Source organism: Microbacterium sp. Yaish 1, assembly GCF_002245215.1.
Taxonomy (GTDB): domain Bacteria; phylum Actinomycetota; class Actinomycetes; order Actinomycetales; family Microbacteriaceae; genus Microbacterium.
Window position 1 is genome coordinate 727247 of the sequence record NZ_NPMR01000002.1, and the last position, 20830, is coordinate 748076.

The window sequence follows — 20830 nt, forward strand, 5'->3', positions numbered from 1 at the left end:
TCCTTACTTCACTTCACATCGCGGGTCACGGTGGGATCGATGAGGATGTCGTCCCCCTCGATCGTGACCTCGTAAACGGGGACCGGCTCGTACGCCGGAAGATTCAGGGGCTGACCGGTGCGCAGCGAGAACGCCGAGCCGTGGGCCCAGCACTCCAGGGTGTCGCCCTCCACGAAGCCCTCGGCGAGCGAGATGTCGCCGTGCGTGCAGGTGTCGCCGATCGCGTGCACCTCGCCGTTGGCGTCCAGGACGACCGCCATCGGCACCTTGTCGACGACGACGCGAACCGCGGTGTCCTGCTCCAGCTCGCTGAGCTTGAGCACTTTCTGAGCGGTCACGCGTCGGCTCCCGCCGCCAGCTCGGCCTCGATGGCCTCCAGCAGCTCGTCCGCGAGCTCGTCGACACCCATCTTCTGGACGATCTCGGCGAGGAACCCGAGCACGACCAGGCGGCGTGCCTCGGCCTCGGGGATGCCGCGCGCCTGCAGGTAGAACAGCTGCTGGTCGTCGAACCGGCCGGTCGCGCTGGCGTGGCCCGCGCCCTGGATGTCGCCGGTCTCGATCTCGAGGTTCGGGATCGAGTCGGCGCGCGCACCGTCGGTGAGGACCAGGTTGCGGTTCGCCTCGTAGGAGTCGGTGCCGACGGCGTCGGGGCCGATGAGCACGTCGCCGATCCAGACGCTGTGCGCGCTCTCGCCCTGCAGCGCGCCCTTGTAGAGCACGTCGCCGACGGTCTGCGGGCCCTTGTGATGCAGGTACACCTGGCTCTCGAGGTGCTGGCCGGAATCGGCGAACGACAGGCCGTACATCCGCCCCTCGGCGCCGGCGCCGGCGAGCTCGAGCGACGGGTTGACGCGGACCACCGCGCCGCCGAGGCTCACCACGACGTGCGTGAGCGAGGCGTCGCGGTCGACGCGGGCCTGGTGCGCCGCGGCATGGACCGCGTCGTCGTCCCAGCGCTGCAGCGAGACGACGGTGAGGGCTGAGCCGTCGCGAGCGATGATCTCGACGTTCTGCGCGTGGGCGGCGGTTCCCTCGTGGCGGAGGATGACGGTGCCGCGCGCGTTCGGCATGGCCTCGATCACGACGTGCGCGTGGGCGAGGCCGCCGTTGCCGCGGAGACTGACCACGACCGGCTCGGCGAGCTCGACGCCAGCCGGGATCCGCAGCAGCGGTGCCTCGGCCTCCTGCGACCACGCGATGGCGCTCGGCAGGTCCTCGGGACGGAAGACCTCGCCGCGGGGCGCGTCGCCGACGCGGAGCCGGGCCTGCTCGACCTCGGCCGGCGCGGTGACTTCGACCGAGACGACGCCGGTCGGGCCGGCCTCGTCGACCAGCAGCGGAGCCAACCGGTCGATGGGGGTGTGCTTCCAGTTGACCTCGCGGCCGGTCGGGGCGCCGAAATCGGCCGGATCGTACGACGACGGCCGCTCGGACCGCGTCTGAACCGGAACGAATGCCGCTGCAGGGTCGATGTGGCCCTTCTCGCCGGTGGCGGGGGCCTGGGTGACGCTCGTCATATCAGCCGACGCTGCCTTCCATGCCCATCTCGATGAGCTTGTTGAGTTCGAGGGCGTATTCCATCGGGAGCTCGCGCGCGATCGGCTCGATGAAGCCGCGCACGATCATGGCCATCGCCTCGTCCTCGGGCATGCCGCGGCTCATGAGGTAGAACAGCTGCTCCTCGGACACCTTCGAGACGGTGGCCTCATGCCCGAGCTGGACGTCGTCGACGCGGATGTCGATGGCGGGGTACGTGTCGGACCGCGAGATGGTGTCGACGAGCAGGGCGTCGCAACGCACGGTGTTGGCCGAGTGATGCGCGTTCGCGTCGACCCGCACCTCTCCGCGGTAGCCGGCTCGGCCGCCCCCGCGCGCGATCGACTTCGAGACGATCGACGACTGCGTGTAGGGCGCCATGTGGATCATCTTCGCGCCGGCGTCCTGATGCTGACCGGGTCCGGCGAAGGCCACCGACAGGGTCTCGCCCTTCGCGTGCTCGCCCATCAGGTAGATCGACGGGTACTTCATCGTCACCTTCGAGCCGATGTTGCCGTCGACCCACTCCATCGTCGCGCCCTCGTGGGCGACGGCCCGCTTGGTGACGAGGTTGTACACGTTGTTCGACCAGTTCTGGATCGTCGTGTAGCGAACGCGGGCGTTCTTCTTGACGATGATCTCCACGACCGCCGAGTGGAGCGAGTCGCTCTTGTAGATCGGCGCGGTGCACCCCTCGATGTAGTGGACGTAGCTGTCCTCATCGGCGATGATCAGCGTCCGCTCGAACTGCCCCATGTTCTCGGTGTTGATGCGGAAGTAGGCCTGCAGCGGGATCTCGACGTGGACGCCCTTGGGGACGTAGACGAACGAGCCGCCCGACCACACCGCCGTGTTCAGCGCCGCGAACTTGTTGTCGCCCGCCGGGATGACGGTGCCGAAGTACTCCTCGAAGAACTCGGGGTGCTCACGGAGAGCCGTGTCGGTGTCCATGAAGATGACGCCCTGCGCCTCGAGGTCCTCGCGGATCTGGTGGTACACGACCTCGGACTCGTACTGGGCCGCGACACCGGCGACGAGACGCTGCCGCTCGGCCTCGGGGATGCCGAGCTTCTCGTAGGTCTCGCGGATCTCCTCGGGGAGGTCCTCCCACGACTGCGCCTGCTTCTCGGTCGAGCGCACGAAGTACTTGATGTTGTCGAAGTCGATGTCGCTGAGGTCGGCGCCCCACGTGGGCATCGGCTTGCGGCCGAACAGCTGATAGCCCTTCAGACGGGTCTTCAGCATCCACTCCGGCTCGTTCTTGAGGGCCGAGATCCCGCGGACGACGTCCTCGTTGATGCCGCGTTGCGCGACAGCGCCCGCGGCATCCGTGTCGTGCCAGCCGAACTCGTACACCCCCAGGCCTTCGAGTTCCGGTCGGTCGATCAGCACATCCGACATGACTTTCCTCCTCTTCGCACCGCAACGGTGTCATCCGTCCCGGCATTCCCGACTCCGACGGGAGTCACGTGGACGGGGATGCCGATTCGCGGGCCTGATGGACGCGGATGCCGCGCCTAGACTATGAGGGACGACGTGCACACGCGCCGCCATCCCGAACACACCCGATTCTACAGGCAACGCCCCCATCCGCGGGCCTGCCCGGAACGTACGAGGCGCGAATCGAGCGCCCCCGGAGGAGTCCGATGTCACTGGTCCGAACCCGCCCCGGACTCGTCGCGACGATCATGCCTGCCGCCATCACGCGATGGACGCGCGTCATGGGATGGCTTCTCGTCATCACGAACATCGGCATCGTCGGCACCGGCGGCCTCGTCCGGCTGACCGGATCGGGCATGGGGTGCGAGACGTGGCCGTACTGCACGGAGGGCTCGCTCACGCCGACGCCCGAGATGGGCATCCACGGTCTCATCGAGTTCGGCAACCGCACCCTGACCGGCGTGCTCGTCATCGTCGCGCTCCTGGCCTTCCTCTCCGTCATCCGCCTTCGCGCGACGCGACGCGAGCTGCCGGTGCTGAGCTTCCTCGTCGGCCTCGGGATCATCGTGCAGGCCGTCGTCGGAGGCATCACGGTGTGGCTGCACCTGCACCCGAGCATCGTGGGGCTCCACTACCTCATCTCCGCGGCGCTCGTCGCCCTCGCCACCGCCTTCCTCGTACGCGTCTATGCAACTCCCGGCCCGCGCGTGCGCATCGTGCCTCGTGCGTACGCCATCACGACGCATGTGACGACTCTCGCCGTGACCGTGACGGTCGTCGTCGGCATCCTCCTCACCGGGGCCGGACCGCATGCCGGTGACGACGCGGCCGCCCGCAACGGACTCGACCCGATCTTCTGGCAGCACGTGCACAGCTGGCCCGCCTACATCACGCTCGTGCTGACGCTCGTCCTGGTCGCCGGCGCCGTGCGCCTGCCCCGCACGACCGGACTGCAGCGGTGGACGGGCCTTCTGCTCGGCATCGAGCTGCTGCAGATCGCGGTCGGCCTCTGGCAGGCGCGCACGGGCCTGCCGATCGCGCTGGTGAACATCCACATGGTGCTGGCAGTGGCCCTCGTGGCGGCGATGGTCGCCGTCGTGATGTCTCTGAAGGCTCCGCTGGCGAACGCGGCGCCCGCGGCCGAGCGAGAGGTCGCACACACAGAAGCCTCATAGGCTTCGGAAGGGGCACGCAGAGGTCGATCCCTCAGAGTGTTCGAGGCCGCCGACAGCGGTCGCGACACGAAGGAGCACCATGATCGTTCACCCCCGCATTGTCCGCAGCATCCCGTTCTGGATTCTCGTTGCCGGATCGGTTGCCGCGATCGGCGGTGGCACCTACGTCCTGGTCGAGAAGCTCAGCAACATGGAAGCGACCATTCTCGACAACACCGCCACCGGAGTCGACGTCTACGTCGGTCAGATCTGGGGCGTGTTCGGCGGCATCCTCCTCGGTGCCGGCGTCGTCGGTCTGGCTCTCGCCCTCGCCACCGCGGCGCTGAGCTCGGTCCTCTCCGCTGCTCTTCGCGGCGGTGCCGCGCAGCAGGAGCACCACACCGCGGTGCCCGCCGCAGCGGAGCCCGTCGTCGCGGCGCCCGTCGCCGCGGAGACCGGCGTCTCGGCGACCGCCTCGGAGCGCGCCGCCGCAGAGCCCGCCGTCTCGACCGAGACGACCGCGGTTCCCGCCGCCGACACCTCGGCGCCCGACCCGGCGACGACCTCGACGCTGGAGTCGCCGAACGGCGACGCGCAGCAGCGCTGACCACCGCCCACTCGTTCAGGACGGCCGTCCTCCTACCTCCCGGGCTCACCGGGTCGGAGGGCGGCCGTTCTGCGGCTCCGCTCTGATCTCAGCGCGCCCCCGCTGACCCCCGAAGTCGCTGGCCGGTGCCCCCGGTCCTGGCAACTTCACCCAGCCCCCGCGAGCTCACCTGGCAGTACCCGCCGTACACACGCCCCGTGAGGGCACCAACTGCCGAGCGAGCCCACCAGACCGGGCGGGCACCCGCGTCAGAAGGGCAGCAGCGGGTCGACCGCGATGGCGACGAAGACGAGCGTCAGGTAGGTGATCGACGCGTGGAAGACGCGCATCGGGCGAGCCTGCTCGCCACGGACGGCGCGGTTGTACAGGCGGTGCGACTCGTAGAGGAACCATCCGCCGAAGACGATCGCCGACACGCTGTAGACGAGCCCCATGGGCGCGACCGGGATGAGCAGCAGCGAGCACGCCACGGTCGCCCACGCGTAGAGGATGACCTGCAGACCGACCTGAGAGCCGTTGCGGGTGGCCCCGAGCATGGGGACGTCGACCTCGTCGTAGTCGTTCTTGTACTTCATCGACAGCGGCCAGTAGTGCGGCGGCGTCCAGAGGAAGACGAGGACGAACAGGATGAGCGCGGCCCACGAGAGCGAGCCGGTCACGGCGGACCAGCCGATCACGACCGGGAAGCACCCGGCGATGCCGCCCCAGACGATGTTCTGCTCGGTGCGGCGCTTGAGGATCATCGTGTAGATCACGACGTAGAAGAAGATCGCGAAGACGCTGAGGGATGCCGCGACCCAGTTCGTCGTCACGGCGAGCCAGATGGTCGATACCACGGCGAGGGTCCACGCGAAGATGAGCGCACCCCGAGCCGAGACCTCGCCCGTCACGATGGGGCGGTTCTCCGTGCGCTTCATGTGCGCATCGATGTCGCGATCGAGGTACATGTTGAACGCGGCAGCGGATCCTGCGCTCATCGCTCCCCCGACCACGGTCGCCAGGACGAGCCACAGGTTCGGCAGGCCGCCGGCGGCGAGGATCATGACGGGGACGGTCGTCACGAGCAGCAGCTCGAGCACGCGAGGCTTCGTCAGCGCGACATACGCGCGCACCGTGGCGCCGAAGGACGTGCCGCGAGAAGTGTCGACGGAGGCCGAACCCGCAGTCGTCGTGATGTCCATCGCTCCCCGCATCTCACCCGCTGTGAACCTGTCCAGTCTAGGGCATCCGCCGGGCGGGGCCTCCGGGGCCCGGCCGCTGCACGCCGTCATAAGACGACGTGCGCGCCCCGGCCGCCTGACGTCATCGCTATGCTGAAGACATACGCGCGCCGGCGCCGAAACCCTCCCTTCCTGACTGCGGAGCGGCATGCGCAGGCGCTGCCTCTCGAGAAAGGCGACCGAGTGTCGGAACTTCGTTGGGATGAGATCGATCGGCGCGCGGTGGACACCGCCCGCGTCCTGGCCGCGGATGCGGTGGAGAAGGTGGGCAACGGCCACCCGGGGACGGCCATGAGCCTGGCCCCCGCCGCCTATCTCCTCTATCAGCGGGTGCTGCGGCACGACCCGACCGACACCGACTGGCTCGGACGCGACCGCTTCATCCTGTCGGCGGGCCACTCCTCCCTCACGCAGTACGTCCAGCTGTACCTGGGCGGTTTCGGGCTCGAGCTCGACGACCTCAAGGCGCTGCGCACGTGGGGCTCGCTGACTCCGGGACACCCCGAGTACGGCCACACCAAGGGCGTCGAGATCACGACCGGCCCCCTCGGCCAGGGCCTGGCGACGTCCGTCGGGTTCGCCTACGCGGCTCGCTACGAGCGCGGCCTCTTCGACCCGGAGGCGCCGGCCGGCACCTCGCCCTTCGATCACTTCATCTACGTCATCGCGAGCGACGGCGACATCCAGGAGGGCATCACGGCCGAGGCCGGCTCGCTCGCCGGACACCAGCAGCTCGGCAACCTGATCGCGATCTACGACGCGAACCAGATCTCGATCGAGGACGACACGAACGTCGCCTTCACCGAGGACGTGGCCGCACGCTACGAGGCCTACGGCTGGCACGTCCAGACGGTCGACTGGAAGAGCACGGGCGAGTACGTCGAGGACGTCGCCGCCCTCTACGACGCGATCGAGGCCGCGAAGGGCGAGACGGACAAGCCTTCCCTCATCGTCCTCAAGACGATCATCGGCTGGCCGGCTCCCGGCAAGCAGAACACCGGCAAGATCCACGGCTCGGCGCTCGGCGCCGACGAGCTCGCCGCGACGAAGAAGGTCCTCGGGTTCGATCCCGAGAAGAGCTTCGAGGTCGCCGACGACGTGATCGCCCACACCCGCGCCCTCGCCGAGCGCGCCGCCGCGGAGCGCGCCGAATGGCAGAAGTCGTTCGACGCCTGGGCCGAGGCCAACCCCGAGCGCAAGGCCCTGCTCGATCGCCTCGAGTCGGGCGAGCTCCCCGCCGACGTCAGCGTCCCCGCATTCGAAGCGGGCAAGGCCGTCTCGACCCGCGCCGCGAGCGGACAGGTCATCAACGCCCTCGCCGACCAGCTCCCCGAGCTCTGGGGCGGCTCCGCCGACCTCGCCGAGTCGAACCTGACCACGATCAAGTCGGGCAAGAGCTTCATCCCCACCGAGTGGTCCACGCACGAATGGTCGGGCGACCCCTACGGTCGTGTCCTGCACTTCGGCATCCGCGAGCACGCGATGGGCGCCATCGTCAACGGCATCGTCCTGCACGGCAAGACGCGCGCCTTCGGCGGCACCTTCCTCATCTTCAGCGACTACATGCGCCCCGCGGTGCGCCTGGCCGCCCTGATGAACATCCCCTCGATCTACGTGTGGACGCATGACTCGATCGCCCTCGGCGAGGACGGCCCCACGCACCAGCCGATCGAGCAGATCTCGTCGCTGCGCCTGATCCCGAACTTCACGGTGGTCCGTCCGGCCGACGCGAACGAGACCGCCGCGGCGTGGCACGAGCTGCTCCGTCGTCAGGCCGGCCCCGCCGGAATCGCCCTGACGCGTCAGAACATCCCGGTCTTCCCCCGCGGCGAAGACGGCTTCGCGACCACCGACGGCGTGGCGAAGGGCGCTTACGTCCTCGTCGACGCCGAGGGCGGTCAGCCGGACGTCATCATCATCGCGACCGGTTCCGAGGTGCAGCTGGCCGTCGAAGCCCGCGAGGCTCTCGCCGCGGACGGCATCCAGGCGCGCGTCGTCTCGGCCCCGTCGCTGGAGTGGTTCGCCGAGCAGGACGAGGCCTACCGCGAATCGGTGCTGCCTTCCGCCGTTCGTGCGCGCGTGTCGGTCGAGGCCGGCGCCACCCCGCTGTGGCGCTCGATCGTCGGCGATACGGGGCGCTCGGTCGGTATCGACCACTTCGGTGCGTCGGCCGACTACCAGACCCTGTTCGAGAAGTTCGGAATCACCACCGAGGCCGTCGTCGCGGCCGCCCGCGCAACCGTTGAGGAGAACAACGCATGAGCACGCCCACCCAGGACCTCTCCGACGCCGGCGTCAGCATCTGGCTCGACGACCTGTCGCGTCAGCGCATCACGACCGGCAACCTGCAGGAACTCATCGACACGCGCAACGTCGTCGGCGTGACCACGAACCCCTCGATCTTCCAGGCCGCCATCAGCGCCGGCGTCGGATACGAGGAGGCCATCGATGCTCAGGCCAAGGCCGGAGCATCGACCGACGACACGATCTTCGAGCTGACGACGACGGACGTTCGCAACGCGTCCGACATCTTCCGCCCGATCTTCGACAGGACCGGTGGCGTCGACGGCCGCGTGTCGATCGAGGTCTCCCCCGACCTCGCGCACGACACCGACGCGACGATCGCCGAGGCTAAGAAGCTCGCCGCCGCGGTCGACCGGCCGAACGTCCTCATCAAGATCCCCGCGACCAAGGCCGGTCTGCCCGCGATCACGGAGGTGATCGCGGCAGGCATCAGCGTCAACGTCACGCTGATCTTCTCGCTCGAGCGCTACAGCGAGGTCATCGACGCCTACCTCGCGGGTCTCGAGCGAGCCCGCGAGGCGGGCATCGACCTCGGCGGGATCCACTCCGTCGCGTCGTTCTTCGTCTCCCGCGTGGACACCGAGGTCGACAAGCGCCTCTCCGCGATCGGATCGGATGCCGCCAACGAGCTGAAGTCGCTCGCCGGTGTCGCCAACGCGCGTCTGGCCTACGAGCTGTTCGAGAAGAAGTTCGCCGAGCAGCGCGCCCAGGACCTCGTCGCCGCCGGCGCGAACCTGCAGCGTCCGCTGTGGGCCTCCACCGGCGTGAAGGATCCCGCGCTGCCGGACACCCTCTACGTCACCGAGCTCGTCGCTCCCGGCACCGTCAACACGATGCCCGAGAAGACCCTCGAGGCGACCTTCGACCACGGCGTCATCTCCGGCGACACCGTCACCGGTGCCTACGAGGCGGCCCACAAGGTGTTCGCCGACCTCGCCGCCGTGGGCATCGACCTCGACGACGTCACCCAGCTGCTGGAGGACGAGGGCGTCGACAAGTTCATCGCGTCCTGGCACGACCTGCAGGGCACGGTGACGGCGGCTCTGGAGAGCGCCCGTTGAGCTTCGAGATCCACGTCTCGGGGCACGTCTCCGATGTCGTCGAGCAGACGCTGCCCCGACTCGTGACCGACCTGGTCGCGAGCGGCATCACCGCGGGTGACGCCGACCTGTGGGGTCCGGATGCCGCTGAGGAGGCGTCACGCCGGCTCGGTTGGGTTCAGGCGGTCACCGTGTCGCGACCGCTCGTCGCCGAGATCGAGGCGCTGCGCACCGAGCTGCACTCCCGCGGCATCACGCGCGTCGTGCTGGCGGGGATGGGCGGTTCGTCGCTCGCGCCCGAGGTGATCGCGCGTACCCATGGGGTCCCGCTCACGATCCTCGACTCCACCGCGCCCGGGCAGGTCCTCGCGGCCATCGACGGCGACGCCGAGACGGGCGGTCTCGCCGAGACCGTCCTCGTCGTCTCGTCCAAGTCGGGGTCGACCGTCGAGACCGACTCGGCCCGGCGGGCCTTCGCCGCCGCATGGAGCGACCTCGGCATCGACCCCGCCGACCGGATCGTCGTCGTCACCGACCCGGGCTCACCGCTCGAGGCCGAGGCGCGGGCGGCCGGACACCGGGTGTTCACCGCCGACCCGACGGTGGGAGGGCGGTACTCCGCACTCACCGCGTTCGGGCTCGTGCCGGCCGGCCTGGCCGGAGCCGACATCCGTCAGCTCCTCGACGAGGCGGATGCGACGCTGCTCGAAGTAGCGGTCGACGACCGGCGCAACCCCGCTCTCGTGCTCGCCGCGGCGATCGCAGGCGGAGAGCCGCGGCGCGACAAGCTGGCACTCATCAGCGACGGAACCCACATCGTGGGGCTCCCCGACTGGATCGAGCAGCTGGTCGCCGAGTCGACCGGGAAGGCCGGCACCGGCATCCTGCCCGTCGTCGCCACCCCGCTCTCCCCCGAGCTCGACCTGCTGCCCGACGACCTGCAGGTCGTGCGGCTCGTCGGCGACGCCGTCCATTTCCAGATCCTCGAGCAGCACCCGGGCGAGGTGCTCGTCAGCGGTTCCCTCGGCGCGCAGTTCCTGGTCTGGGAGTACGCCACGGCGATCGCCGGTCGCCTGCTCGGTATCAACCCGTTCGACCAGCCCGACGTCGAGGCGGCGAAGTCCGCCGCGCGCGCTCTGCTCGACGACGCCCGGACCACCGCCTCCGCGCCGCTGTTCGTCGAGAACGGTGTCGAGGTGCGGGTGTCCGATCCGTCGCTCGCTGCGGATCACACGCTCGCCGGCGTTCTCGCGAACCTGTGGCAGAGCGTTCCGGCCGACGGGTACGTCGCCGTTCAGGCCTACGTCGACCGCACGGCGGTGCAGCAGCTGGCCGGCGTGCGCGAACTGATCGCGGCGGACTCCGGCCGCCCGACCACGTTCGGATGGGGGCCGCGGTTCCTGCACTCCACCGGTCAGTATCACAAGGGAGGCCCCGCGAACGGCGTCTTCCTTCAGATCACGGAGCGCACCGACGTCGACCTCGAGATCCCGGGGCGTCCGTTCACGTTCGGCCGTCTCATCGAGGCGCAGGCCTCCGGCGACGCCGCAGTCCTCGCCGAGCGCGGCCGACCGGTCGTGACGCTCACCCTGACGGACCCCGCCACCGAGGTCCTCACCCTTTTCGAAGCCGCCCAGTAGGAAGTCCCCTCCCATGACCGTGGAGATCTCGCGCGCCCACAACCCCCTGCGCGATCCCGACGACCGCCGCATGAACCGCATCGCCGGGCCGAGCGCCCTGGTGATCTTCGGTGTGACCGGCGACCTGTCGCGCAAGAAGCTCATGCCCGCCGTGTACGACCTCGCCAACCGCGGGCTGCTTCCCCCGGGGTTCGCCCTCGTCGGATTCGCCCGGCGCGACTGGGAGGACCAGGACTTCGCCGAGGTCGTGCACGCAGCGGTGAAGCAGCACGCCCGCACCCCGTTCCGGGAGGAGACGTGGAAGCAGCTCCTCCAGGGCATCCGCTTCGTCTCGGGCGAGTTCGGCGACGCCGACGCCTTCCGCCGGTTGCGCGAGACGGTCGAGAAGCTCGACGTCGATCGCGGGACGATGGGAAACCACGCGTTCTACCTGTCGATCCCTCCGAAGGACTTCCCAATCGTCGCGAAGCAGCTGAAGGACTCGGGCCTGGTCGACGAGCACGCCGACGCGGACACCTGGCGGCGCGTCGTCATCGAGAAGCCGTTCGGCAGCGACCTGAAGACGGCCCGCGAGCTCAACGCGGCGCTCGAGGTGGCCTTCCCGGCGGATTCGATCTTCCGGATCGACCACTACCTCGGCAAGGAGACGGTGCAGAACATCCTCGCGCTGCGCTTCGCGAACGAGATGTTCGAGCCGATCTGGAACGCGAACTACGTCGACCACGTGCAGATCACGATGGCCGAGGACATCGGCGTCGGCGGGCGCGCGGGATACTACGACGGCATCGGCGCAGCGCGTGACGTCATCCAGAACCACCTCCTCCAGCTCCTCGCCCTCACCGCGATGGAAGAGCCCATCTCGATGGAGGCGAACCACCTCCGCGCCGAGAAGGAGAAGGTGCTCGCCGCGGTCCAGCTGCCCGACGACCTGTCGACGGCGACCGCTCGCGGGCAGTACGCCGGCGGGTGGCAGGGCGGCGAGGAGGTCACCGGCTTCCTCGACGAGGACGGGATGAACCCCGAGTCGACGACCGAGACGTACGCCGCCATCAAGGTCGACATCGCCACGCGTCGCTGGGCCGGTGTGCCGTTCTATCTGCGAACGGGCAAGCGCCTGGGCCGCCGCGTGACCGAGATCGCCGTCGTGTTCAAGCGTGCTCCGCAGCACCTGTTCCTGCGCAATCAGACAACCGAGCTCGGTCAGAACGCCCTCGTCATCCGGGTTCAGCCGGATGAGGGCGTCACGATCCGGTTCGGGTCGAAGGTGCCCGGTGCGGCCACCGAGGTGCGCGACGTCACGATGGACTTCGGCTACGGCCACGCGTTCACCGAGTCGAGCCCGGAGGCGTACGAGCGCCTCATCCTCGATGTCCTCCTCGGCGACCCGCCGCTGTTCCCCCGCCACGAAGAGGTGGAGCTGTCGTGGCGCATCCTCGACCCCGTGGAGGAGTTCTGGGCGAAGCAGGGCGGTCCGCTCGAGCAGTACGCCCCCGGCTCCTGGGGTCCCACTTCCGCAGATGAACTGCTGGCCCGCGACGGCCGCGTCTGGAGGCGTCCATGATCGTCGATCTGCCCGACACGACGGTGTCGAAGATCGCCCGCGAACTCGTCAACGTGCGCGAGGAGGGTGGCGCCGTCGCTCTCGGGCGGGTGCTGACCCTCGTCATCGCCACCTCGCACGGACTCGAAGAGGACGCTATCGAGGCGGCCAACGACGCATCACGCGAGCACCCGATGCGCGTGATCGTGCTGATCACCAATCCGGAGGGTGAATCGAAGCTCGATGCGCAGATCCGGGTCGGCGGAGACGCCGGCGCGAGCGAGGTCATCGTTTTGCGCGCCAGCGGCGGAGCCGCGAGCAACGACGAGGCGCTCATCACGGGGCTGCTGCTCCCTGACGCCCCCGTCGTGGCATGGTGGCCCGACCGTCCGCCGGCCGAGCCCTCGCAGTCCCCCATCGGCCGCATCGCGCAGCGCCGCATCACCGATGCCGCAACCCTGCCCTATGACAGCGGACGGCTCGCCGCCCTGGGCGCGGGCTACGCCCCCGGCGACACCGATCTCGCGTGGACCCGCCTGACGCATTGGCGCGAGCAGCTCGCCGCCGTGCTCGACCAGCCGCCCTACGACCCCGTGACCGAGGTCGAGGTCGTCGGAAGCGGCAGCTCGCCGTCGACGGGTCTGCTCGCCGCGTGGCTGTGCCTGATGCTGGATGTTCCCGTGCAGTGGCAGTACGCCCCCCGCGAGGAGTGGGAGCACGGCATCCGCAGCGTACGGCTGAAGCGTCCGAGCGGCGACGTGCTGCTCGAGCGCACCACGACGGTGGACGCGACCCTCACGCAGCCGGGTCAGCCCTCGCACGATCTCGTCCTCCCCCGTCGGACGCTCCGCGAGTGCCTGGCGGAGGAGCTTCGGCGCCTGGGACCCGATGTGCTCTACGGACGCGTCATCACCGACGGCTGGGCGCGGCTTCACCGGTCGCCGGCGGGAGACGCCTGACATGCCCACCGCCGAGAAACGCGTCGTCATCAGTCCCGACGTCGACACCCTCACCGGCTCCATCGCGTCGCGCTTCCTCGACCGCGTCGCGAAGTGGGGCGCGGACGGGCGGACCGTCAACGTCGGACTCGCGGGCGGCGGGATCATCGGCCACGTGCTCGAGCGGTTGGGCTCCCACCCGGATCGCGACAGCGTCGACTGGTCGCGGGTGCACTTCTGGTGGGTCGACGAACGCTTCGTTCCGCGCGACAGCGACGACCGGAACGAGGCCGTCGCCCGCCGGGCGTTCCTCGACGCGATCGCGGTGCCCGCCGAGAACGTGCACCCCATCGCGGCATCCGACGAGGCCTCGGATGCCGAGGCCGCGGCCACGGCGTACGCTGCAGAACTCGCATCGGCCGGATCGGACGGGGCGGCCTGGCCCGTGTTCGACATCTGCTTCCTCGGCGTCGGCCCCGACGGCCATATCGCCTCGCTGTTCCCGGACCGCGGTGAGATCCGCATCACCGACAGCCCAGTTTCAGCCGTCCACGACTCCCCGAAGCCGCCGTCCGACCGAGTGACTCTCACGCGCCCCGTGATCAACGCGTCCAAGCGCGTGTGGATGGTGCTGGCCGGACCCGACAAGTCGGCGGCGCTCGGGCTCGCCCTCGCCGGCGCCAGCTATCACAGCGTGCCCGCCGCCGGGGCGAAGGGCACGCGTCGCACGATCCTGTTCACCGACGAGGCGACCGCCGCTCAGGTGCCGCCGGAACTCATCGACGACCAGTACTGACGTCGCCGACCCAGACGAACGAGGAGAGCGGATGCCGTGGCATCCGCTCTCCTCGTTCGTCGCGATGTGTGTCTCGCGTCAGTTCAGTCCACGACGCTCGCGAAGCTGCTGCAGGGCCTCGTCGAGGAGCTGCTCGGCTTCTTCGTCGGTGCGACGCTCCTTCACGTAGGCGAGGTGCGTCTTGTACGGCTCGGTCTTGGCGACAGCCGGCGGATTCGCCTTGTCGCGGCCGGCCGGCAGACCCGAGTGGGGCGAATCGATGGTCTCGGGGATCTCTTCCTCGGCGATACCGGCAGCGAAGTAGCGCACGGTCTCGTTGCCGAGAGCATCCCAGTACGAGATCGCCACACGATCAGCGTGGTGACCGTGGTCCTGCTCGCCCATGGGGCCCGCGCCGACGCGGGTGCCGCGGATCGCGTTTCCTCCTGTGGCCATCAGATCACCGTGAACTTCGTGATGAGGCCGAGGGCGACGATGGAGAGGAACCACGCCAGCGCGAGCACGATCGTGAAGCGGTTGAGGTTGCGCTCGGCGAGGCCCGACGAGCCCATCGCGGAACTCATCCCGCCGCCGAACATGTCGGACAGGCCGCCGCCACGCCCCTTGTGGAGCAGGATCAGCAACGTCAGGAGCAGGCTGGTGATGCCCAGAAGCACCTGCAGCACGAACTCGAGGATCTGCACGGTGGTCGTCACCTTTCCGGCGATCGTTCCGATCGCACGAGGGTCAAGTATATCCAGCAGCCGCGCGGATACGCGTACGGCCCGGCGACCGGTGGGTCGCCGGGCCGTACGACGTCACACGCCGACGTGCTTCTGGTAGCGGATGATCGCGGCGAACTCGTCCGCGACCAGGCTCGCGCCGCCAACGAGGGCGCCGTCGACATCGGGCTCGCGCATGAATCCGGCGATGTTCGCCGACTTCACCGAACCGCCGTAGAGGATGCGCGTGCGCGCCGCCGCGTCAGCGCCGAGCACGGAGCCGACGACCTCGCGGAGCTTCGCGCACACGTCCTCTGCCTGCTGCGGCGTCGCCGCCTGTCCCGAGCCGATGGCCCACACCGGCTCGTAGGCCACGACGATGTCGGCATCCGCCGCCACGCCCGCGAGGGCCGCCTCGAGCTGCGCCACCGGAACAGCCGAAGCGCCGTGCTTCTCGAGGTCTTCCGCCGTCTCGCCCACGCAGATGACCGGCGACAGACCGTGACGGAGGGCCGCCTGGACCTTGGCCGCAACGACCTCATCGGTCTCGGCGTGGTACTCGCGACGCTCGGAGTGACCGATGATCACATACCGGCAGTCGAGCTGCTTGAGGAACGCTCCCGAGATCTCACCGGTGTACGCACCGGAGTCCTTCGTCGAGAGGTCCTGAGCGCCGAGCGCGAACGCGATCTTATCGGCGTCGAGCAGCGTCTGCACCGTACGCAGATCGGTGAAAGGCGGGAAGACCGCCACCTCGACCGAGTCGTCCTCGTGCTTGGCATCCTTCAGCGTCCAGTGGAGCTTCTGCACGAACGCGACCGCCTGCAGGTGGTCGAGATTCATCTTCCAGTTGCCCGCGATGAGGGGCATACGGTTCATGCCCATCCGAGCACCTCCAGACCGGGCAGCTTCTTGCCCTCCAGGAACTCCAGCGACGCGCCGCCGCCGGTCGAGATGTGGCCGAACGACGAGTCGGAGAATCCGAGCTGGCGCACCGCGGCTGCGGAGTCCCCGCCGCCGACGACCGACAGGCCGTCGACCTCGGTGAGCGCCTGGGCGACAGCGCGGGTGCCCGCGGCGAACGCTGGCATCTCGAACACGCCCATGGGCCCGTTCCAGAAGACGGTGCGGGAGCTGCGGATCGCGTCGGCGAACAGCTCCGCCGTCTTCGGGCCGATATCCAGGCCCATGCCGTCGGCACCGAAGGCGGTGTCCTCCAGCGCATCGGCCGGAGCGACGACGTGGTCGGCGTCGGCGGCGAAACCGGAGGCCATGACGGCATCGACGGGGAGGACGAGCTCGACGCCGCGCTCCTTCGCCGTGGCGATGTAGCCCTTCACGGTCTCGAGCTGGTCGCTCTCGAGCAGGCTCTTGCCGACCTTGTGCCCGAGCGCGGCGAGGAAGGTGAACAGCATCCCGCCGCCGACGAGGATCTTGTCGGCCCGCGGAAGCAGGTGCTCGATGACGCCGAGCTTGTCGCTCACCTTCGAGCCGCCGAGCACCACCGCGTACGGACGCTCCGGGTTCTCGGTGAGGCGGTCGAGGACGTCGACCTCCTTCTCGATGAGGAACCCGGCCGCCGACGGCAGGATCTCGGCGAGATCGTAGACCGACGCCTGCTTGCGGTGCACGACACCGAAGCCGTCCGAGACGAGCACGTCGCCGAGCGAGGCGAGCTGCTCGGCGAAGGCGCGACGCTGGGTCTCGTCCTTCGCGGTCTCCCCCGCGTTGAAGCGGAGGTTCTCGATCACCGCGACGTCGCCGTCGCCGAGCGAGGACACGACCTGCTGCGCCGACTCGCCCACGGTGTCGCCGGCGAAGGCGACGGGCTTGCCGAGCAGCTCGGACAGCCGCTGCGCGACGGGCTCGAGCGAGTACTTCGGATCGGGGGAACCGTCGGGACGGCCGAGGTGCGAGCAGGCGATGACGCGCGCGCCCTGGCCGATGAGGTGGTCGATGGTGGGCAGCGCCGCACGCACACGGCCATCGTCCGTGATGACTCCGTCCTTCAGGGGGACGTTGAAGTCAACACGGACGATGACGCGCTTGCCTGCGAGCGGGCCCAGCGAATCGAGGGTTCGCAGAGCCATGGTCGTCAGAGCTTGCTGGCGACGAGCTCGGTGAGGTCGACGAGGCGGTTGGAGTAGCCCCACTCGTTGTCGTACCAGCCGACGACCTTGACCTGGTTGCCGATGACGCGGGTCAGGCCTGCGTCGAAGATGCAGGAGTGGTCGTCGGTGACGATGTCGCTCGAGACGATCTCGTCCTCGGTGTACTTCAGGATGCCCTTGAGCGGTCCCTCTGCGGCAGCCTTGTACGCGGCCTTGATCTCCTCGACCGTGACCTCGCGCTCGAGCTCGACCGTGAGGTCGGTGGCCGAACCGGTGGGAACGGGCACGCGCAGGGCGAAGCCGTCGAGCTTGCCCTTGAGCTCGGGGAGGACGAGGCCGATGGCCTTGGCCGCACCCGTCGAGGTGGGGACGATGTTGAGGGCGGCGGCGCGTGCGCGGCGGAGGTCGCTGTGCGGGCCGTCCTGCAGATTCTGGTCGGCGGTGTACGCGTGGACCGTCGTCATGAGGCCCTTGACGATGCCGAACTCGTCGTTGAGGACCTTCGCCAGCGGCGCGAGGCAGTTGGTGGTGCACGACGCGTTCGAGATGACGTTGTGGTTCTCGGGGTCGTACAGGTCCTCGTTCGCGCCGATGACGAACGTGCCGTCCTCGCCCTTCGCGGGAGCCGAGATGAGAACCTTCTTGGCGCCGCCCGCGATGTGCTTCTTGGCGTCCTCGGCGTTCGTGAAGCGACCCGTCGACTCGATGACGATGTCGACACCCAGCTCACCCCAGGGGAGGTTGGCGGGGTCGCGCTCTTCGAAGACCTTGATGGTCTTGCCGCCGACCGTGATCGAGTCCTCCGAGTACGTGACCTCGGCGTCCAGGCGACCCAGGATGGAGTCGTACTTGAGCAGGTGGGCGAGAGTCTTGTTGTCGGTGAGGTCGTTCACCGCCACGATCTCGAGGTCCGCGCCCTGAGCGAGGGCGGCGCGGAGGTAGTTGCGTCCGATGCGGCCGAAGCCGTTGATGCCGATCTTGACAGACACGATGTCTCCCGTTTCTTGTCGCGCCGGAAAAGCCCGTGCTGGCTGACCGAAACGCGATCTGATGAAAAAGAAGAGGATGCCGGGTTCGGCTCCCGTTGCCGGGAGGAGCCCGGCATCCTCACCTGTTTATGACCCTACTACGCGAGCAGGCCGGCCGTCTTCTCCCGAGCCGTCACAAAGCGCTCAGCGACGTTCTGCCAGTTCGCGATGTTCCACGCCGCCTTGACGTAGTCCGCCTTGACGTTGAGGTAGTCGAGGTAGAAGGCGTGCTCCCACATGTCGAGCTGGAAGATGGGGATGGTGCCCTGGGCGGTGTTCGACTGCTGGTCGAACAGCTGCTGGATGATCAGCTGGGCACCGATCGGGTCCCAGCTGAGCACGGCCCAGCCGGAGCCCTGGATGCCGGTGGCGGCAGCCGTGAAGTGCGCCTGGAACTTGTCGAAGCCGCCGAAGAACTCGTCGATCGCCGCGCGGAGCTCGCCCTCGGGCTCGCCACCGCCCTCGGGCGAGAGGTTCGTCCAGAAGATCGAGTGGTTGACGTGTCCGCCGAGGTTGAACGCGAGGTCCTTCTCGAGCTTGTTGACGTTCGCGAGGTTTCCGGTCTCACGGGCCTCTGCGAGCTGCTCGAGAGCGGTGTTGGCGCCGTTCACGTACGTCTGGTGGTGCTTGGAGTGATGAAGCTCCATGATCTTGCCGCTGATGTGCGGCTCGAGAGCCGCGTAATCGTAGGGGAGCTCGGGAAGGGTGTACTTCGTCATTCTCTATCTCCTGTCAGCACCGCGCAGCGCGCGGCTCGTGCTGTCGAAGGCGCGCGACCGCACGCCTCGTGGACGTTTCTCATCCTATTGAGGGGCAACGCGTCGCACACCCCGTTGCTTCCCGTTCGGAACGCGGTGTAACGCGGGAGGGGTCGCTCAGTCGGAAAGACCCGCGGGGACGGCCGACTCGGTGTCGGGCAGACCCTCGGCGGCGGCCTTCTTGTCGGCCATCGCGAGAAGGCGGCGGATGCGGCCCGCGACGGCGTCCTTGGTGAGGGGCGGATCGGCGTGGTGCCCCAGTTCGTCGAGGCTCGCGTCCCGGTGCGCGAGGCGCAGGTCTCCGGCCTGCTTGAGGTGGTCGGGCACCTCGTCCCCCAGGATCTCGAGGGCGCGCTCCACGCGTGCGCAGGCTGCGACGGCGGCCTGGGCCGAACGGCGCAGGTTCGCGTCGTCGAAGTTGACGAGACGGTTCACGCCGGCGCGCACCTCGCGACGCTGACGCATCTGATCCCACGTGTCGGCCGTGCGGGTGGCGCCCATCTCGGCCAGCGTCTGACGAATCGCCTCGCCGTCGCGCACGACGACGCGCGGGATGCCGCGCACCTCGCGCGCCTTGGCGGCGATGCCCAGCCGGTGGGCGGCACCGACGAGGGCCATCGCGGCCTCCGGCGACGGGCACGAGATCTCGAGGGCCGCCGAACGCCCGGGGTCCGACAGCGACCCGGCGGCGAGGAACGCTCCGCGCCACAGGGCGGCAAGGTCGGGACGCGATCCCGTCGTCAGCCGGTTGGGAAGGCCGCGGACGGGGCGACGGCGCTGGTCGAGCAGGCCCGTCTGACGAGCCAGGGTCTCGCCGCCCTCGCGGACACGCACGGCGAACGTCGCGCCGTCGCGCCCGCCGGACGCCTGGATGCGGGCGAGCTCGGGGCGCACACCGTAGATCTCGACGAGCTCGCGGGCGACACGGCGCGCGAGGATCTCCGAGTCGACCTCGGCCTCGACGGCCACGCGGCCGGCGATGGAGTGCAGACCGCCCGCAAAGCGCAGGATCGCGGTCACCTCGGCCACCCGGGCGGCGGGTCGAGGGTCGCGCATCGCAGCCAACTCGGTCTTGACGTCAGCGGTCAGCGGCACGGCGCTCCTTCGGCAAAGGGTTCGGGGGACGAAGGAACAGCCTACTCGCGACCGAGGTCGCGATGCTTGAGTCGCACCGCCACACCCGGGAGGCCGGACAGCCGCTGAGCCAGCTCGCGCGCCGTCACGACGGAGCGGTGCTTGCCCCCGGTGCACCCGACGGCGACCACCGAGTGACGCTTGTTCTCCTCCTGGTACCCGCGCAGAACCGGGGCGAGCGCCGCGGCGTACGCGTCGATGAACTCGCGCGCGTTCTCGTGCGACAGCACCTCTTCGCGTACCGCGTCGTCTTCGCCGGTCAGGGCCTTGAGGTCGGGATTCCAGAAGGGATTCGGGAGGAATCGCATGTCGGCCACGAGGTCGGCGTCCGGCGGCAGCCCGTACTTGAACCCGAAGCTCATGACCGTGACGGTGTGCCGCGCCGCGCCGTCGTCGGCGAAGAGATCGGCGATGTAGGTGGCGAGCTGGTGGATGTTGTCGCGAGAGGTGTCGACGATCACATCCGCGCTCTCGCGGATGGGCGCGAGTCGCTCGCGCTCGCGGCGGATGCCGTCGACGAGCGTGCCGTCGCCCTGCAGCGGGTGCGGCCGCCGCACGGACTCGAACCGGCGTACGAGCACCTCGTCGGCGGCATCCAGGAACAGGATCCGCAGAGCGCGACCGTGTCGCAGCGCGCGGGTGATGTCGGGCAGCGCCGCGAACAGCTCGCCACCGCGCACGTCGACGACCGCCGCGACTCGTGGCAGCGCGTTGCCCGCGAGTTCGCTGAGCTCCAGGAGCGGGCGCAGCATCTGCGGCGGCAGGTTGTCGACGACGTACCAGCCGAGGTCTTCGAGGGCATTGGCGGCCGTTGTGCGTCCGGCCCCGGACATACCCGTGACGATGAGAATCTCGCCCGCCGGAACCTCGTCGGTCACCGT

Annotated in this window: 20 protein-coding genes; 8 read left to right on the top strand and 12 right to left on the bottom strand. The window is 69.2% G+C overall.

From position 1 onward, the window contains the following. Positions 1-8 precede the first annotated feature (8 nt). From CI089_RS12600 to sufB, 3 genes are read right to left on the bottom strand one after another with little or no spacing between them, the layout of a single operon-like run. The gene (locus tag CI089_RS12600) at positions 9-338 is read right to left on the bottom strand and encodes a non-heme iron oxygenase ferredoxin subunit (protein WP_094261851.1); all 330 of its coding nucleotides are present in this window, start codon (positions 336-338) and stop codon (positions 9-11) included. Next, positions 335-1519, bottom strand: coding sequence for a Fe-S cluster assembly protein SufD (gene sufD, locus CI089_RS12605; protein WP_094261852.1), 1185 nt, complete (start codon positions 1517-1519; stop codon positions 335-337). Before sufD ends, CI089_RS12600 begins: the two co-directional genes overlap by 4 nt. 1 nt (position 1520) lies before the next feature. Continuing rightward, a complete protein-coding gene (gene sufB / locus CI089_RS12610) occupies positions 1521-2939 on the bottom strand; it encodes a Fe-S cluster assembly protein SufB (protein WP_023951442.1) in 1419 nt (472 codons plus the stop codon). A 245-nt stretch (positions 2940-3184) separates the two neighbouring features. Here sufB and CI089_RS12615 point away from each other — a divergent pair, with 245 nt between their 5' ends. Continuing rightward, a complete protein-coding gene (locus CI089_RS12615; protein WP_094261853.1) occupies positions 3185-4153 on the top strand; it encodes a COX15/CtaA family protein in 969 nt (322 codons plus the stop codon). Positions 4154-4232: 79 nt separating this feature from the next. Beyond that, the gene (locus CI089_RS12620; protein WP_094261854.1) at positions 4233-4739 is read left to right on the top strand and encodes a hypothetical protein; all 507 of its coding nucleotides are present in this window, start codon (positions 4233-4235) and stop codon (positions 4737-4739) included. Positions 4740-4987: 248 nt separating this feature from the next. On the opposite strand, the gene CI089_RS12625 is transcribed toward CI089_RS12620, so the two are convergent. Next, positions 4988-5920, bottom strand: coding sequence for a heme o synthase (locus CI089_RS12625; RefSeq protein ID WP_094261855.1), 933 nt, complete (start codon positions 5918-5920; stop codon positions 4988-4990). 222 nt (positions 5921-6142) lie between these two features. Here CI089_RS12625 and tkt point away from each other — a divergent pair, with 222 nt between their 5' ends. Genes tkt through pgl form a run of 6 tightly spaced genes read left to right on the top strand, consistent with a single transcriptional unit; the run spans position 6143 to position 14217 of the window. Continuing rightward, positions 6143-8221: a transketolase gene (tkt, locus tag CI089_RS12630; protein WP_094261856.1), complete on the top strand. Its 2079-nt coding sequence runs from the start codon at positions 6143-6145 to the stop codon at positions 8219-8221. After that, positions 8218-9324 carry a transaldolase gene (gene tal / locus CI089_RS12635; RefSeq protein ID WP_094261857.1) on the top strand — a complete coding sequence of 369 codons (1107 nt, stop codon included), beginning with the start codon at positions 8218-8220 and terminating at the stop codon, positions 9322-9324. Before tkt ends, tal begins: the two co-directional genes overlap by 4 nt. Further along, positions 9321-10943, top strand: coding sequence for a glucose-6-phosphate isomerase (locus tag CI089_RS12640; protein ID WP_094261858.1), 1623 nt, complete (start codon positions 9321-9323; stop codon positions 10941-10943). The genes tal and CI089_RS12640 overlap by 4 nt, the downstream gene beginning before the upstream one ends. Before the next feature lie 13 nt (positions 10944-10956). Beyond that, positions 10957-12504, top strand: a complete 1548-nt coding sequence (zwf, locus tag CI089_RS12645) for a glucose-6-phosphate dehydrogenase (protein ID WP_094261859.1) — start codon at positions 10957-10959, stop codon at positions 12502-12504. Beyond that, complete coding sequence (locus CI089_RS12650; RefSeq protein WP_094261860.1) at positions 12501-13442, top strand: glucose-6-phosphate dehydrogenase assembly protein OpcA; 942 nt, start codon at positions 12501-12503, stop codon at positions 13440-13442. Before zwf ends, CI089_RS12650 begins: the two co-directional genes overlap by 4 nt. 1 nt (position 13443) lies before the next feature. Beyond that, the gene (gene pgl / locus CI089_RS12655) at positions 13444-14217 is read left to right on the top strand and encodes a 6-phosphogluconolactonase (RefSeq protein ID WP_094261861.1); all 774 of its coding nucleotides are present in this window, start codon (positions 13444-13446) and stop codon (positions 14215-14217) included. A 78-nt stretch (positions 14218-14295) separates the two neighbouring features. Here the strand turns inward: pgl and CI089_RS12660 are convergent, their stop codons facing one another. From CI089_RS12660 to rapZ, 8 genes are all read right to left on the bottom strand, one after another. Further along, the gene (locus CI089_RS12660; protein WP_023951465.1) at positions 14296-14652 is read right to left on the bottom strand and encodes an RNA polymerase-binding protein RbpA; all 357 of its coding nucleotides are present in this window, start codon (positions 14650-14652) and stop codon (positions 14296-14298) included. Beyond that, positions 14652-14900 carry a preprotein translocase subunit SecG gene (gene secG, locus CI089_RS12665; RefSeq protein ID WP_091500670.1) on the bottom strand — a complete coding sequence of 83 codons (249 nt, stop codon included), beginning with the start codon at positions 14898-14900 and terminating at the stop codon, positions 14652-14654. The genes CI089_RS12660 and secG overlap by 1 nt, the downstream gene beginning before the upstream one ends. Before the next feature lie 114 nt (positions 14901-15014). After that, positions 15015-15803, bottom strand: coding sequence for a triose-phosphate isomerase (gene tpiA / locus CI089_RS12670; protein ID WP_094261862.1), 789 nt, complete (start codon positions 15801-15803; stop codon positions 15015-15017). Next, positions 15794-17008 carry a phosphoglycerate kinase gene (locus CI089_RS12675; protein ID WP_094261863.1) on the bottom strand — a complete coding sequence of 405 codons (1215 nt, stop codon included), beginning with the start codon at positions 17006-17008 and terminating at the stop codon, positions 15794-15796. The genes tpiA and CI089_RS12675 overlap by 10 nt, the downstream gene beginning before the upstream one ends. Before the next feature lie 5 nt (positions 17009-17013). After that, the gene (gap, locus tag CI089_RS12680) at positions 17014-18018 is read right to left on the bottom strand and encodes a type I glyceraldehyde-3-phosphate dehydrogenase (RefSeq protein WP_094261864.1); all 1005 of its coding nucleotides are present in this window, start codon (positions 18016-18018) and stop codon (positions 17014-17016) included. Between the two features lie 137 nt (positions 18019-18155). Continuing rightward, positions 18156-18776, bottom strand: coding sequence for a superoxide dismutase (locus CI089_RS12685; protein ID WP_023951473.1), 621 nt, complete (start codon positions 18774-18776; stop codon positions 18156-18158). 156 nt (positions 18777-18932) lie between these two features. Continuing rightward, positions 18933-19910, bottom strand: coding sequence for a DNA-binding protein WhiA (gene whiA, locus CI089_RS12690; RefSeq protein ID WP_023951475.1), 978 nt, complete (start codon positions 19908-19910; stop codon positions 18933-18935). Between the two features lie 41 nt (positions 19911-19951). Then, positions 19952-20827, bottom strand: coding sequence for an RNase adapter RapZ (gene rapZ / locus CI089_RS12695; protein WP_094262488.1), 876 nt, complete (start codon positions 20825-20827; stop codon positions 19952-19954). Between the last annotated feature and the right edge of the window lie 3 nt (positions 20828-20830).

Bases quoted from the DNA above. Each gene is read 5' to 3' on its own strand.
- CI089_RS12615 (WP_094261853.1), top strand. From the start codon at position 3,185: ATGTCACTGGTCCGAACCCGCCCCGGACTCGTCGCGACGATCATGCCT.
- zwf (WP_094261859.1), top strand. From the start codon at position 10,957: ATGACCGTGGAGATCTCGCGCGCCCACAACCCCCTGCGCGATCCCGAC.
- CI089_RS12660 (WP_023951465.1), bottom strand. From the start codon at position 14,652: ATGGCCACAGGAGGAAACGCGATCCGCGGCACCCGCGTCGGCGCGGGC.
- tpiA (WP_094261862.1), bottom strand. From the start codon at position 15,803: ATGGGCATGAACCGTATGCCCCTCATCGCGGGCAACTGGAAGATGAAT.
- sufD (WP_094261852.1), bottom strand. From the start codon at position 1,519: ATGACGAGCGTCACCCAGGCCCCCGCCACCGGCGAGAAGGGCCACATC.
- CI089_RS12650 (WP_094261860.1), top strand. From the start codon at position 12,501: ATGATCGTCGATCTGCCCGACACGACGGTGTCGAAGATCGCCCGCGAA.
- CI089_RS12675 (WP_094261863.1), bottom strand. From the start codon at position 17,008: ATGGCTCTGCGAACCCTCGATTCGCTGGGCCCGCTCGCAGGCAAGCGC.
- tal (WP_094261857.1), top strand. From the start codon at position 8,218: ATGAGCACGCCCACCCAGGACCTCTCCGACGCCGGCGTCAGCATCTGG.
- sufB (WP_023951442.1), bottom strand. From the start codon at position 2,939: ATGTCGGATGTGCTGATCGACCGACCGGAACTCGAAGGCCTGGGGGTG.
- CI089_RS12625 (WP_094261855.1), bottom strand. From the start codon at position 5,920: ATGGACATCACGACGACTGCGGGTTCGGCCTCCGTCGACACTTCTCGC.
- CI089_RS12685 (WP_023951473.1), bottom strand. From the start codon at position 18,776: ATGACGAAGTACACCCTTCCCGAGCTCCCCTACGATTACGCGGCTCTC.
- CI089_RS12620 (WP_094261854.1), top strand. From the start codon at position 4,233: ATGATCGTTCACCCCCGCATTGTCCGCAGCATCCCGTTCTGGATTCTC.
- pgl (WP_094261861.1), top strand. From the start codon at position 13,444: ATGCCCACCGCCGAGAAACGCGTCGTCATCAGTCCCGACGTCGACACC.